Raw genomic sequence first — 13,099 nt, 5'->3', positions numbered from 1 at the left:
ATGGCCTACGAAAACATCATTGTGGAGACGCGTGAGAAAGTTGGTTTCATCCAGCTCAATCGTCCACAGGCGCTCAATGCACTCAACTCCGCCCTGCTCGGCGAACTCAGCGCAGCGCTTGAAGCTTTCGACCGGGACAATGGTATCGGCGCCATCGTCATCACGGGCTCGGAAAAGGCCTTTGCTGCCGGTGCGGACATCAAGGAAATGCAGACACTGGATTTCGCCGATGCCTATCTCGGTGATTATTTCAGCGAGTGGGAGCGGGTCACGCGCCTGCGCAAGCCGCTGATCGCCGCTGTGGCCGGTTATGCGCTGGGCGGCGGCTGCGAGCTCGCCATGATGTGCGATTTCATCATCGCGGCCGATACCGCCAAATTCGGCCAGCCGGAGATCACCCTCGGCGTCATGCCCGGCATGGGCGGCTCACAGCGGCTGACGCGCTTTGTCGGCAAGTCCAAGGCGATGGATCTGTGCCTGACCGGGCGAATGATGGATGCGGCGGAAGCGGAGCGTTGCGGCCTTGTCTCGCGTGTTGTCCCGGCCGCCGATCTGGTGGAGGAAGCGTTGAAGGCTGCCCGGAAGATCGCCTCCTTCTCGCTGCCTGTCGCCATGATGACCAAGGAAACGGTCAACAGGGCCTATGAAACGACCCTTTCGGAAGGATTGAGGTTTGAACGGCGTGTATTCCATTCCATGTTCGCGCTGGAAGACCAGAAGGAGGGGATGGCTGCCTTCGCGGAAAAACGCGCGCCGAATTTCAAGAATCGCTGAGGCCGAAATATCCACCGGCAAGGCGACGATTCCAAGTTGACGCAACCGGAAACGTGATCTATAAGCCCGACAACGTTTGGTGGCCCCTCGGCCACCCTATTATTTTGTGACGGCCGCGTTGATGCTGCCGAGTAGCTGACAGAAAAGAGAGGCATCATGGCCAACACTCCTTCGGCCAAGAAAGCGGCGCGTAAGATCGAAGCCCGCACCGAAGTAAACAAATCCCGCCGCTCGCGCGTGCGCACCTTCCTTCGCAAGTTCGAAGATGCGGTGGCAAGCGGTGATCAGGCAGCCGCTTCCGTAGCCTTCAAGGCTGTTGAACCGGAAATGATGCGCGCTGCCACGAAGGGTGTCGTGCACAAGAATACGGCATCCCGGAAGGTTTCCCGTCTCGCACAGCGCCTTAAGGGCATGTCTGCCTAATCAGACACAAATGATCTGTTTTAAACCCGGCTGGTCCTTAGCCGGGTTTTTTATTTGCCATTTTTTTGGGCATAAATTCGTTTCCGATGAAAAAGATTGTGGCATATCAAAACCCTGACATATGCGGGTCATAAATAGTTTCATACAAAAAGCGACAACCATCATTTCTCTTTTAATTTCAATTACTTACGGCAGGTAGTCATTATCGCCAGACCCCAGCCGGAAGAATCTGTCACCCCAGCCTGTGTCAAGCGATAATTTAATATTTTTTTTTGATCGCGTGAGTCCGCAGTGCAGCAAAATCGGCATTCCAAAAAAGGCTTTGAATCCGAAGGCTTTTTCCCTGTCCAACCGGAGGTAGTTAAAAAAAACGCAAAAGCGTTAACCTTTAATTCACTAAAAAAGCGGCGCGCCTGCCCTTGCCCTCCCTGCAAAGGTTTTTGTAAGGTCCAGACATCGAAGGGGTGGGCAAAAACCCATTTAACAGGCTTATCAAATTAATGGGTTCGGACGCAGATTTTTCGTTTGCGTAACGAGTACGTTTTTGTCGGGTATCCGGGTTGTACGACCCTGGATCGTTTCAGAAAAGAAGCAAGTTGGCGGCGCTGGCATCAGCCGGGCGTGAGTCTTTTTGCGCCAAAGTTGAAAGGAATGTGGACGTGGCGGTTTTTAGAATTTCGGTGCGAGATTGTTCAGACCTGTACTACGCGTCCCTGACCTTATCCAACAATTAGCTCCAGGAGATTGAAAGCCGGTCATAGGGGTGACCGGCTCTTGAGGACTGCAACCGGTCATGGACCGGTCCACATGCGAACACGGGCACTATCAAGCCCGAACAGAAAAATATCAGGATGAGGCAATGACAATGACCAGCGGAATAATGGAAAACGGCACGAATGCAGCCATGGTCCCGCTCCATATGGACGAAGGGAAAAGTATGGTATCGGCCGGCAGCCAGGGCGAGACGATTTTCGAGAGGGTCAAGACCAAGCTCAAAGCCAAACTCGGAAATGAAGTTTACTCCAGCTGGTTCGGCCGCCTGAAGCTGGATGAGACATCCAAGAGCATTGTTCGCCTTTCCGTGCCGACCGCATTTCTTCGTTCCTGGATCAACAACCACTACTCCGACATGATCAACACGCTGTGGCATGAAGAGGATGAGCAGGTCCTGAAGGTGGAGATCGTTTTCCGCAGCGCCAGCCGCGCCAGCCGCCCCTCGCTTGAGGCAGAGCCTGCCTTGCGGGCCGACCAGCGTGCGATTGCCCGCGACAAGCCGGTTTTTCCCGTTGGCAGCACATCGCAGGACAAGAAGGCACCGGCACATTTTGCCGACCGTGCAACGGATCGCCCGGGACAGAATTCCGTGTTCGGCTCGCCGCTGGATCCGCGCTACACTTTCGAGACATTTGTTGATGGCACGCCAAACCGGGTTGCCCTGGCTGCTGCGCGCACCATTGCGGATGCCGGCGCCAGTGCCGTCCGGTTCAATCCGCTGTTCATTCACGCCTCCGTCGGCCTCGGCAAGACGCATCTGCTGCAAGCCATCGCCGCCGACGCCCTGAAGCGCTCGGAGCGGGCCCGCGTGGTCTACCTGACCGCCGAATATTTCATGTGGCGTTTCGCAACGGCTATTCGCGACAATAACGCGCTGTCGTTCAAGGAACAGCTGCGCGATATCGATCTCCTGATCATCGATGACATGCAGTTCCTGCAGGGCAAATCGATCCAGCATGAATTCTGCCATCTGATCAATACGCTGCTCGACAGTGCCAAGCAGGTGGTGGTTGCCGCCGACCGCCCGCCGTCAGAGCTGGAATCGCTCGATGCGCGCGTGCGTTCGCGTCTGCAGGGCGGTGTTGCCCTTGAAATGATTTCGCCGGACTATGCGATGCGCCTGGAGATTCTCAAGCGCCGCCTGGTTGCTGCCCAGCAGGAAGACCAGTCCCTGGATATTTCGCCGGAGATTCTCGATCACGTCGCCCAGTCCGTCACCGGAAGCGGCCGTGAGCTGGAAGGCGCTTTCAACCAGCTGCTGTTCCGCCAGACCTTCGAGCCGAACCTGTCGGTCGACCGGGTCGATGAACTGCTCAGCCATCTAATGCGCGGCGGTGAAGCCAAGCGCATCCGCATCGAAGAAATCCAGCGCATCGTCGCCCGCCATTACAACGTCTCCAAGCAGGACCTTCTGTCCAACCGGCGCACGCGCACCATCGTCAAGCCGCGCCAGATCGCCATGTATCTTGCCAAGATGCTCACACCTCGTTCGCTGCCGGAAATCGGCCGGCGTTTCGGCGGCCGTGACCACACAACCGTTCTGCATGCGGTGCGCAAGATCGAAGATATTGTCGGCAAGGACCAGAAACTGTCGCAGGAACTCGAGCTCCTGAAGCGTCTGATCAACGATCAGGCCCAATAAGGCTACTTCGCCACTTATCAACAGAAAGCCTGCGGTATGGTGCGTTGCAGCCAGCCGCAGGCTTGCTTTTTAGGGTGACTTTCTGCCAATTTGCTTGACCTTGGGGGAACTTCGCCCTCTCGCCAGAAAAAGCGCCGCAGGCCCTTAAGGGCTTTGGGTCGAATAAGACAGTGAGACCGGTTTATCATGCGTGTAACTCTTGAACGTTCCAATCTTCTGAAGTCGCTCAACCATGTTCATCGCGTGGTCGAACGACGCAACACCATTCCGATTCTTTCGAACGTTCTTCTGCATGCTGAGGGTGCAAGCCTTGCCCTCAAGGCCACGGACCTTGATCTTGAAGTCACCGAAGCCACTGCCGCGCAAATCGAACAATCCGGTGCCACCACCGTGCCGGCCCACCTGCTCTATGACATCGTCCGCAAGCTGCCCGACGGGGCTGAAGTAATGCTGGCAACCAATGCCGACGGCAATTCCATGACCGTGACTTCGGGCCGGTCGAATTTCCGCCTGCAGTGCCTGCCGCAATCGGATTTCCCCGAACTGACCGCAGGATCCTTCACGCACACATTCCGCATCACATCCACGGCACTGAAGAGCCTGATCGAGCGGACGCAGTTCGCCATCTCCACGGAAGAAACCCGCTATTACCTCAATGGCATCTATTTCCATGCCATCGAGAGCGAGGGTTCGCTGAAGCTGCGCGCCGTGGCCACAGACGGACATCGTCTGGCCCGCGCCGAGCTGGAAGCGCCTTCCGGCGCCGAAGGCATGCCCGGCATCATCATCCCGCGCAAGACCGTTGCCGAGCTGCAGAAGCTTGTCGATGATCCCGACATTGCCGTGACCATCGAACTGTCGGACACAAAGATCCGCTTCACCATCGGCTCGGTGGTTCTGACCTCCAAGCTGATTGACGGCACCTTCCCGGACTATCAGCGTGTCATTCCATCCGGCAACGACAAGAAACTGACCATCGACCGCCAGAGCTTCGCGTCTGCCGTTGACCGCGTCTCGACGATTTCGAGCGAGCGCGGCCGTGCCGTCAAGCTGACGATTGCCGATGGCCAGCTGACCTTGACGGTCAACAATCCGGATTCGGGCAGCGCCACGGACGAGCTTGCGGCTGATTATGACTCCGATCCGATCGAGATCGGCTTCAATGCCAAATATCTCCTCGACATCACTGCCCAGCTTTCCGGCACGGAAGCGATCTTCATGCTGGCCGACGCCGGCTCGCCGACACTGGTGCGGGATACAGGCGATGCGAATGCGCTCTACGTGCTCATGCCGATGCGGGTTTGACGCAAACGGACAATCCCGCTGTGACCGATGATCCCAGAACGGACGCGGGCAAACCGGCCCGCGTTTCGATCAGCCGGTTGAAGCTTGCGCATTTCCGCAATTACGAAAACCTGTCACTGCGGCTCGGCCCGTCGCATGTGGTGCTGACCGGCGAGAACGGGTCGGGCAAGACCAATCTGCTGGAAGCCGTCTCGTTTCTTTCTCCCGGCCGCGGTTTGCGCCGCGCCACCTATACCGATGTCACCCGCAATGACGCGCCCGACGGCTTTGCCATCCATGCGGCCATCGAGACCGAGGAAGGCTCCGTGGATGTCGGTACCGGACTTGCCGGCAACGCACCGGGCGATACGGCGCGGCGGGTGCGCATCAATGGCGTCACCGCATCCAGTGCCGACGACCTCCTGGAATATTCCCGCATCCTCTGGCTGGTGCCCTCGATGGACGGCCTCTTTACCGGCGCGGCCGGGGACCGGCGGCGTTTTCTCGACCGGATGGTGCTGGCCATCGATCCGGCACATGGCCGCCGTGTTCTCGACTATGAGAAGGCCATGCGCAGCCGCAACCGCCTGCTGACGGAAGAGCGCAGCAACGGCGCCTGGCTCGATGCCATTGAAACTCCCATGGCGGAGCTCGGCATCGCGATTGCCGCTGCCCGGGCCGAGCTCATGCGCCTGATCAACGGTATGATCGAGCGGCTACCGGACGACAGTCCCTTCCCCAAGGCCGACTGCATTCTCGACGGCGCGTTGGAAGCACGCATCGGTATCGAATCGGCAACAGACGTTGAGGAGGCCTTTCGCCGGGCGCTGCACGACGGACGCAGCCGTGACCGGGCGGCGGGACGCACGTTGGATGGCCCGCACCGGTCCGACCTGCTGGTACGCCACCGGCCCAAGGCCATGCCTGCCGAACTCTGTTCCACCGGCGAGCAGAAGGCACTGCTCATCGGCCTTATCCTGTCGCACGCGCGCCTCACGGGAGAACTGGCGGGCATGGCACCCATCCTGCTTCTGGACGAGATCGCCGCCCATCTTGACGAAGGCCGCCGCGCCGCCCTTTTTGACATCATCGAAGACCTTGGCGGACAGGCCTTCATGACGGGTACAGACCGCTCGCTGTTTTCGAGCCTTACCGGCCGCGCGCAGTTTTTTGACGTGTCGCACGGGGAAGTGCACGCCGGATAGAGCGGGTGATGGCAAGCCCGCCTGCGGCCGTGTTAGCATGCCGGAGAATCGAATTCTTTCTGCAACAATCCCATGAAACAAGGCCTCCATGGACACAGGGCTGTTATCGCCCAGTGCCTTGATCCAACAAAGGAATTCCCATGTCTGATCTTTCTGCCTTCCCTGTTACCAAGCGCTGGCCGGCACAGCATCCCGACCGCCTTCAGCTCTATTCGCTGCCGACGCCCAATGGCGTGAAGGTATCCATCATGCTGGAAGAGCTTGGGCTGCCATACGAGACCCATCTCGTTGATATCGGCAAGAATGAAAGCTGGACGCCGGAATACCTGTCACTGAACCCCAACGGCAAGATTCCCGCGATCATCGATCCGGATGGTCCGGGCGGCAAGCCCCTGCCGCTGTTTGAATCCGGCGCAATCCTGCTCTATCTCGCCGAGAAAACGGGCAAATTCCTGCCTGCTGATCCGGCCCGGCGCTACGAGACCCTCCAGTGGGTGTTCTTCCAGATGGCTGCCATTGGCCCGATGTTCGGTCAGGTCGGCTTTTTCCATAAGTTTGCCGGCCGGGAGTATGAGGACAAACGTCCGCTCGAGCGTTATGTGACTGAATCGAAACGCCTGCTCGGCATGCTCGAAACGCACCTTGAAGGCCGTCAGTGGATCATGGATGACGACTACACCATCGCCGATATCGCCACGCTTGGCTGGGTTCGCAACCTGGTTGGCTTCTATGGTGCGGGCGAACTGGTGGATTATGCCAGCCTGAAGAATGTCCCGGCTTGGCTCGAGCGCGGGCTTGCACGCCCGGCGGTGCAGCGCGGTCTCGATATACCCAAGCGCCCATAGGCGCCCGGCTGCTGCGATTGCCTGTTGTGAACCTCTGAACGCCGCCGCTTTGGCGGCGTTTGCCTGCGCCCAGGCCGGATTGTGGTATCCGGGGTATCGTTGGGGATGATCTTCGTTCATTCCGCTTGATGTTAAACACCAAAATTACTCAGCGGCCGGAAACTTGCCCCGGCAATTCCGCCAGCCTAGATAGAGCTCTGGAGGACGACCTCCACGCGGCCGCAAAAGGCTGCGTCTGAACACAAGCCGGGACGGCCCGCACATGGAAAAGGATGGTCGTCATGGCCTGGATTTATCTCGTCGTCGCAGGACTCTTTGAAATCGGCTGGGCCATCGGGCTCAAGTACACCGACGGGTTTACCCGGTTGACGCCGTCGGTACTGACCGGCGCCAGCATGGTGATCAGCGTTCTCGTGCTGGGCCTTGCCCTGCGTGAGCTGCCCGTGGGCAGCGCCTATGCGGTCTGGACCGGTATCGGCACAGTCGGTACCGCGCTGCTCGGCATGTATCTTTTCGGAGAACCGGCAACGGTCATCCGTCTCGTCTGTATCGGCCTGATCGTCTCCGGCATTGCCGGGTTGAAATTTCTTGCCTGAGACAAATCGGATGCTGCATTCGGGGTCCATCTTGTTCTAATGTAGCGCCATGAGCGACCCTGAAAACCCTGCCTTCACCTCCACCGAACTTGAACGCTATGCCCGTCACATCATCCTGGCGGAGATCGGCGGTCCCGGCCAGCAGAAGCTCAAGCGCGCCCGCGTGCTTGTCGTGGGCGCTGGCGGACTGGGCGCGCCGGTGCTGCAGTATCTGGCGGCCGCAGGCGTCGGTACGCTTGGCATTGTCGATGATGACCGGGTTTCGCTGTCCAATCTGCAGCGGCAGGTCATACACGACACCGACCTCGTCGGCTCGCCCAAGGTCGAAAGCGCCGTCCGCGCCATTGCCGCGATCAATCCGCACGTCACTGTCGAAGCCCATGAAACGCGCATTGCACCCGATAATGCCGCCGACCTCATCAGCCGTTATCACATCGTCGTCGACGGCTCGGACAATTTCGACACACGCTATCTGCTTGCCGATGCCTGTGCAGCGGGAAAACGCCCGCTGGTTTCCGCAGCGCTCGGACGGTTCGACGGCTCCCTGACGACGCTCAAACCCTATGAACAGAACGGCAAGGGCGAACAGAACCCGTCCTATCGCGATCTCTTCCCGTCCCCGCCGCCGCCAGGTCTCGTGCCTGCCTGCGCGGAAGCCGGTGTTCTCGGCGTGCTCCCCGGTGTTATCGGCAGCCTGCAGGCCACCGAAGTCATCAAGCTGATCACCGGTATCGGCGAGCCGCTGATCGGCAGGCTGCTGCTTTACGATGCATTGAGCTCGCGCTTCGAGACGATCAGATACAAGGCAAACACCGCCGGAGCTGCGGCGTGAGCGGACAGAAGGCCCTTCGCCATGCCGCTTGAGCTGACCGCGGAGCAAAGGGCAATCGCCAATGGTGCACGCGGCGAGGGTGCGGCGATGGCTCTGCGCATTGTCGCGGCGACAGCCCGCTTGATGGGTGCCCCATCGCTCATTCCCATTGCCTCAGCCCATATCGACGGCGCACTCTATCACGGGGATTCCGGCACGCTGTTTGCGGAGAAGCTCGTGGAAGGCGGGGCAAGGGTTGCCGTGAGAGCCACGCTCAATGTCGGCTCACTTGACCTGACCGGCTGTTCGAAGAACCGGCTGGAGCCGCATGAGCGCGGCATGGCCCGGCGGATGATGGATGCCTACCGGACGCTCGGCTGCGAACCGACATGGACATGCGCGCCCTATCAGGCCGGGCACCGCCCCGCCTACGGCAGCGACGTCGCCTGGGGCGAATCCAATGCAGTGGTCTTCTGCAATTCCGTCTTCGGCGCGCGGACCAACCGCTATGGCGACTTTCTCGATATCGCCTGCGCGATTGCAGGCTACGCCCCGTACTACGGATTTCATCTCCCGGAAAACCGCCGGGCCAGAATCGTCTTCGACGTATCGGGGCTGGACGCGGAGTTCCTGGCATCCGAGGCCGCGTGGCCGATCCTTGGCAGTCTTTACGGGCGGGAAATGGGCGATGCCGTGGGTGTTGTCGCCGGTATCGAGCATCATCCCGGAGAAGATGCACTGAAAGCCTTTGGCGCAGCGGCGGCCTCTGCCGGTGCCGTCGGGCTTTTCCACGTGGCCGGCGTTACGCCCGAAGCGCCGGACCTTGCGACCGCCCTGCAGCACCAGGCGCCGGAAACGGTGATCAAGGTCACCTCCGACATGATCGGGGATTCCCGGCGCAGGCTGTCCACAGCGGCCGGTGCCGAATCCATCCATGCCGTGGCTATCGGCAGCCCGCACCTTTCCGGCACCGAATTTGATCGCCTGGAGCGGCTGATCGCCGGACGTCAGCTGGCTGTACCGCTCTATGCCTGCACCGGCCGCCATGCCCTCGCCGCGCTCGAAAGCAGCGGCAAGCGCCTGATACTGGAACAGAGCGGCGTCATTATCGTCGCCGATACCTGCGTCGTCGTCACGCCCATCCTGCCCGATATCGACAATGCCGTTCTGATGACCAATTCGGGAAAGTTTGCCCATTATGCGCCGGGGAATACGGGTTATGGCGTTATTTACGGTTCCATGGCCGAATGTGTGGAAAGTGCCGTTACCGGGCGTCCGGTGTTTGGAGCAGCCGAATGAGCCGGTTTCAAACAGAAATTCTCGTGCAAGGCCAGCCAGCTCTGGCAGAGGCGCTGGTTTTGACAGCCCCCATCAGTTTCTGGGGCGGCGTCAATCCCAAGACCGGACGGATTGCCGACGTACGCCATCCGCAGCACGGCATCGCCATCACCGGCAAGGTTCTGTGCCTGCCGGGAACCATCGGGTCGTCATCAGCGGCAGCCGTGCTTCTGGAACTCGTTTCTGCTGGCCTCGCACCCGCTGCCATCATCCTGCATGAACCCGACGCCATTCTCCTCCTGGGCCTGATTGTCGCGCAGGAGATGGGCCACGCAACGCCCATGGCTGTCAAACTCGACCGCAAGGAGTTTACCCAGCTGATCGATCAAACGCTCGCGATTGATGTTGCCGGGATGGTCAGCGTTCAATAATTCGCGTTGTTGCCAGCGACACCGGCTTAAACGAGGTTGGGCAAAACCCGGTCGGGCGGGCGATGCCCGTCAATGAAGGTGCGGATATTGATGATCACCTTCTCGCCCATGTCGATACGGCCTTCCAGCGTTGCCGAACCCATATGCGGCAGGATGACGACCTTGCCCGCCTTGGCCAGCTTGCGGAGCTTTGAATTGACTGCCGGCTCGTGTTCGAAGACATCAAGCGCCGCACCAGAGAGTTTCCCTGTTTCCAGCTGGGCGATCAGCGCCTGCTCATCGATGATCTGGCCGCGCGCGGTGTTGACGATGAAAGCGGAAGGCTGCATCAGCGCCAGCCGCCGCGCCGAGAGCAAATGGAACGTCGCTGGAGTGGACGGACAGTTAACCGAGATGATGTCCATGCGGGCCAGCATCTGATCGAGACTGTCCCAATAGGTTGCTTCCAGCTCGACTTCAGTCCTCGGACTGACCGGCTTGCGGTTGTGATAATGGATCGACAGGCCAAAAGCCTTGGCGCGGCGGGCAACGGCAGTGCCGATACGGCCCATGCCGACAATGCCGAGGCGCTTGCCCCAGATACGCCGCCCAAGCATCCAGGTCGGGCCCCAGCCCTCCCATTTGCCGTCATCGAGCAGAATGGATGCGCCTTCCACCAATCGCCGCGGCACAGCCAGCATCAGGGCCATGGTCATGTCGGCGGTGTCTTCACTCAGGACATTGGGGGTATTGGTGACAGTGATGCCGCGCTTGGCGGCGGCAGGAACGTCGATATTGTCAACGCCATTGCCGAAATTGGCGATAAGCTTGAGATTCGGACCGGCCGCATTGATGATCTCTTCATCGATACGATCGGTAACCGTGGGCACGAGAACATTGGCTTGCTGGACGGCCTCGATCAGTTCCGCCTTTGACAACCGCCGGTCATCGACATTCAACCGCGCTTCGAAGAGTTCACGCATGCGCGTCTCAACGGAATCGGGCAGTTTTCGGGTGATGACGACCAGAGGCTTTTTGTTAACCAATATTCCCCTCCCTTTTTCCGATGATATTGAGACCTCTTTAACCAAGTCATTGCAAACTGCAATTGCTCTTGAGCTCCGATACTTGTCTATCAAGGCGGCGCGTCAAAGACAAAGAAAAATAGGGATCGTTCCTTGTTCAACCGCATAATTGCCGGAAAAGAGCTCAGAACGATGAAGGACTGATTTTGTTGGGCATCTCATTTATTCGTTCTTTCACACTGACCGCCGGTATTGCGTCGGCCCTTTCCCTCGCCGTTCCCGCGGCGATTCCCGGCATTGCCACGGCTTATGCTGCCCAACAGGTTGGCCCCAGCGGCCTGCCATTGCCGCGTTTTGTCAGCCTGAAACCCGGCCGCGTCAATTTGCGCGTCGGACCGGGGCGCGATTACGCCGTGACGTGGCTGTTTCTGAAATCGGGCCTGCCGGTGGAAATCGTCCAGGAATATGACAATTGGCGGCGCATTCGCGATTCCGAGGGAACCGAAGGCTGGGTCTATCAATCCCTCCTCTCCGGCAAGCGCACCGCGATGACAGCCCCGTGGCAGCGTGACAAGGACAATGTCATGCTTAATGTCTATCGCAGTGCCGATGACAAGGCGGGCATCGTGGCGCAGGTGCAGCCCGGCGTTCTGGCAACCCTCAAGATGTGCAATGGGGATTGGTGCCGGCTGATATTCAGCGGCGCCAGCGGCTGGATGCGCCAATCGGATATCTGGGGTGCCTATCCCGGAGAGAAGTTTGATTGATCCATAGAATCCGGGCGGGCTAGCCTCACATGCCCGTCAGACTGCACAATCCGTCATCATTGATATGCGATTGGATCAGCCGCGTTTTTTGCGCAGGCGGATGATGATGTCCACGTTGACGATTTCCATGCCTTCCGGCACCGGCGGAAGATGGCCGACCATGGCCGAGCCGTCCGGAATATCGATCACCTGGTTCTCGCCTTCGACGAAAAAGTGATGGTGATCGGAAACGTTGGTATCGAAATAGGTTTTTGCGCCTTCGACGGCGAGGATGCGCAGCATGCCTGCCTGGGTAAACTGGTGCAGGGTATTGTAGACCGTCGCAAGGGAAACAGGCACATTGGCGCCGAGCGCCTCTTCATGCAGTTCTTCCGCCGAAAGATGACGATCGCCCTTGGCAAAGATCAGACTGGCAAGCGCTACACGCTGACGGGTGGGACGCAAACCCGCAAAGCGCAGGCGCTCTTGCAAGGGTACGTCGGCATCAATCTCATAAGAAATATGCATGGCCCGTCTGCCACTCCGTTAAATGATATCAAAAGTCTCACCATAGACTGTTGTCTATCGTGTTACATCATTGATATATGCCGTCTTGCGAAATCGATCAATAGGCCGCAATTCAGCCATTCCGTTAGGGATAAGCCAACAGACCGTTTTCAGCGAGAAACACTCTGTGATAGGGTCCGCCCGCGCAAAAGCGCCAGCATTGAAGCAATTGATGGGAGACAGAATGCCAGAACAGAAATCAAGCTACGGGTATGAAGAGCTCCTTGCTTGCGCCCGCGGAGAGATGTTCGGTCAGGGCAATGCCCAGTTGCCAGCGCCACCCATGCTGATGTTTGATCGCATTACCGAGATTTCCGAGACCGGCGGCGAAAACGGCAAGGGCTATATCCGTGCTGAATTCGACATCAAGCCGGACCTGTGGTTCTTTCCGTGTCACTTCATTGGCGATCCCGTCATGCCGGGCTGCCTTGGTCTCGACGCCATGTGGCAGCTGACCGGCTTCTATCTGGGCTGGCTCGGCGAGCCCGGCAAGGGCCGCGCGCTGTCGACCGGCGAGGTCAAGTTCACCGGCATGGTCACCCCGAAGACCAAGATTGTCGAGTATGGCATCGACTTCAAGCGCGTCATGCGCGGTCGTCTGGTGCTGGGCATTGCGGACGGCTGGCTAAAAGCCGACGGCGAAACTATCTATAAGGCAACCGACCTGCGGGTTGGCCTATTCAAGGAAAGCGCTGCCTGACCCTATCGGTCAGCGCAGC

The 13,099-nt window shown here is 59.1% G+C and carries 14 protein-coding genes; 12 read left to right on the top strand and 2 right to left on the bottom strand.

Annotated elements, in window-relative coordinates:
- From AC1Q5O_RS21270 to AC1Q5O_RS21225, 10 genes are all read left to right on the top strand, one after another.
- A complete protein-coding gene (locus AC1Q5O_RS21270) occupies nt 1-774 on the top strand; it encodes an enoyl-CoA hydratase (RefSeq protein WP_492565711.1) in 774 nt (257 codons plus the stop codon).
- A gap of 156 nt (nt 775-930) precedes the next feature.
- Entirely contained in the window at nt 931-1,197 is a 267-nt protein-coding gene (gene rpsT / locus AC1Q5O_RS21265) for a 30S ribosomal protein S20 (RefSeq protein WP_105736677.1), read from the top strand.
- 865 nt (nt 1,198-2,062) lie between these two features.
- A complete protein-coding gene (gene dnaA / locus AC1Q5O_RS21260) occupies nt 2,063-3,613 on the top strand; it encodes a chromosomal replication initiator protein DnaA (RefSeq protein WP_374042655.1) in 1,551 nt (516 codons plus the stop codon).
- Nucleotides 3,614-3,799: 186 nt separating this feature from the next.
- A complete protein-coding gene (gene dnaN, locus AC1Q5O_RS21255) occupies nt 3,800-4,918 on the top strand; it encodes a DNA polymerase III subunit beta (RefSeq protein ID WP_223612033.1) in 1,119 nt (372 codons plus the stop codon).
- A gap of 20 nt (nt 4,919-4,938) precedes the next feature.
- The gene (recF, locus tag AC1Q5O_RS21250) at nt 4,939-6,102 is read left to right on the top strand and encodes a DNA replication/repair protein RecF (RefSeq protein ID WP_492565708.1); all 1,164 of its coding nucleotides are present in this window, start codon (nt 4,939-4,941) and stop codon (nt 6,100-6,102) included.
- Between the two features lie 140 nt (nt 6,103-6,242).
- Nucleotides 6,243-6,947 carry a glutathione S-transferase N-terminal domain-containing protein gene (locus tag AC1Q5O_RS21245; RefSeq protein WP_492565706.1) on the top strand — a complete coding sequence of 235 codons (705 nt, stop codon included), beginning with the start codon at nt 6,243-6,245 and terminating at the stop codon, nt 6,945-6,947.
- Nucleotides 6,948-7,228: 281 nt separating this feature from the next.
- Entirely contained in the window at nt 7,229-7,543 is a 315-nt protein-coding gene (gene sugE / locus AC1Q5O_RS21240; protein WP_105736796.1) for a quaternary ammonium compound efflux SMR transporter SugE, read from the top strand.
- 49 nt (nt 7,544-7,592) lie between these two features.
- Complete coding sequence (locus tag AC1Q5O_RS21235) at nt 7,593-8,375, top strand: molybdopterin-synthase adenylyltransferase MoeB (protein ID WP_472461879.1); 783 nt, start codon at nt 7,593-7,595, stop codon at nt 8,373-8,375.
- A gap of 21 nt (nt 8,376-8,396) precedes the next feature.
- Nucleotides 8,397-9,653, top strand: a complete 1,257-nt coding sequence (locus tag AC1Q5O_RS21230; RefSeq protein ID WP_492565703.1) for an aconitase X — start codon at nt 8,397-8,399, stop codon at nt 9,651-9,653.
- Complete coding sequence (locus AC1Q5O_RS21225) at nt 9,650-10,063, top strand: aconitase X swivel domain-containing protein (protein ID WP_492565701.1); 414 nt, start codon at nt 9,650-9,652, stop codon at nt 10,061-10,063. The genes AC1Q5O_RS21230 and AC1Q5O_RS21225 overlap by 4 nt, the downstream gene beginning before the upstream one ends.
- A 26-nt stretch (nt 10,064-10,089) precedes the next feature.
- Here the strand turns inward: AC1Q5O_RS21225 and AC1Q5O_RS21220 are convergent, their stop codons facing one another.
- Nucleotides 10,090-11,091: a 2-hydroxyacid dehydrogenase gene (locus AC1Q5O_RS21220; RefSeq protein ID WP_223612408.1), complete on the bottom strand. Its 1,002-nt coding sequence runs from the start codon at nt 11,089-11,091 to the stop codon at nt 10,090-10,092.
- 185 nt (nt 11,092-11,276) lie between these two features.
- Here AC1Q5O_RS21220 and AC1Q5O_RS21215 point away from each other — a divergent pair, with 185 nt between their 5' ends.
- The gene (locus tag AC1Q5O_RS21215) at nt 11,277-11,834 is read left to right on the top strand and encodes an SH3 domain-containing protein (protein ID WP_374042648.1); all 558 of its coding nucleotides are present in this window, start codon (nt 11,277-11,279) and stop codon (nt 11,832-11,834) included.
- A 75-nt stretch (nt 11,835-11,909) separates the two neighbouring features.
- On the opposite strand, the gene irrA is transcribed toward AC1Q5O_RS21215, so the two are convergent.
- Nucleotides 11,910-12,341: an iron response transcriptional regulator IrrA gene (gene irrA, locus AC1Q5O_RS21210; protein WP_105736688.1), complete on the bottom strand. Its 432-nt coding sequence runs from the start codon at nt 12,339-12,341 to the stop codon at nt 11,910-11,912.
- 223 nt (nt 12,342-12,564) lie between these two features.
- On the opposite strand from irrA, the gene fabA reads away from it, so the two are divergent.
- Nucleotides 12,565-13,080: a 3-hydroxyacyl-[acyl-carrier-protein] dehydratase FabA gene (fabA, locus tag AC1Q5O_RS21205; RefSeq protein ID WP_105736690.1), complete on the top strand. Its 516-nt coding sequence runs from the start codon at nt 12,565-12,567 to the stop codon at nt 13,078-13,080.
- The last annotated feature ends 19 nt before the right edge of the window (nt 13,081-13,099 follow it).

The sequence above is a fragment of the Phyllobacterium sp. MT110 genome (assembly GCF_058792715.1).
Note: the sequence above shows the minus strand (reverse complement) of the source record. Positions and strands in the feature narration are given on the sequence as shown.

What these genes read in the sequence shown, in the direction of transcription:
- AC1Q5O_RS21235 (WP_472461879.1), top strand. Translation starts at nt 7,593, where the DNA reads ATGAGCGACCCTGAAAACCCTGCCTTCACCTCCACCGAACTTGAACGC.
- AC1Q5O_RS21225 (WP_492565701.1), top strand. Translation starts at nt 9,650, where the DNA reads ATGAGCCGGTTTCAAACAGAAATTCTCGTGCAAGGCCAGCCAGCTCTG.
- AC1Q5O_RS21270 (WP_492565711.1), top strand. Translation starts at nt 1, where the DNA reads ATGGCCTACGAAAACATCATTGTGGAGACGCGTGAGAAAGTTGGTTTC.
- AC1Q5O_RS21230 (WP_492565703.1), top strand. Translation starts at nt 8,397, where the DNA reads ATGCCGCTTGAGCTGACCGCGGAGCAAAGGGCAATCGCCAATGGTGCA.
- dnaN (WP_223612033.1), top strand. Translation starts at nt 3,800, where the DNA reads ATGCGTGTAACTCTTGAACGTTCCAATCTTCTGAAGTCGCTCAACCAT.
- irrA (WP_105736688.1), bottom strand. Translation starts at nt 12,341, where the DNA reads ATGCATATTTCTTATGAGATTGATGCCGACGTACCCTTGCAAGAGCGC.
- rpsT (WP_105736677.1), top strand. Translation starts at nt 931, where the DNA reads ATGGCCAACACTCCTTCGGCCAAGAAAGCGGCGCGTAAGATCGAAGCC.
- fabA (WP_105736690.1), top strand. Translation starts at nt 12,565, where the DNA reads ATGCCAGAACAGAAATCAAGCTACGGGTATGAAGAGCTCCTTGCTTGC.
- dnaA (WP_374042655.1), top strand. Translation starts at nt 2,063, where the DNA reads ATGACCAGCGGAATAATGGAAAACGGCACGAATGCAGCCATGGTCCCG.
- sugE (WP_105736796.1), top strand. Translation starts at nt 7,229, where the DNA reads ATGGCCTGGATTTATCTCGTCGTCGCAGGACTCTTTGAAATCGGCTGG.
- AC1Q5O_RS21245 (WP_492565706.1), top strand. Translation starts at nt 6,243, where the DNA reads ATGTCTGATCTTTCTGCCTTCCCTGTTACCAAGCGCTGGCCGGCACAG.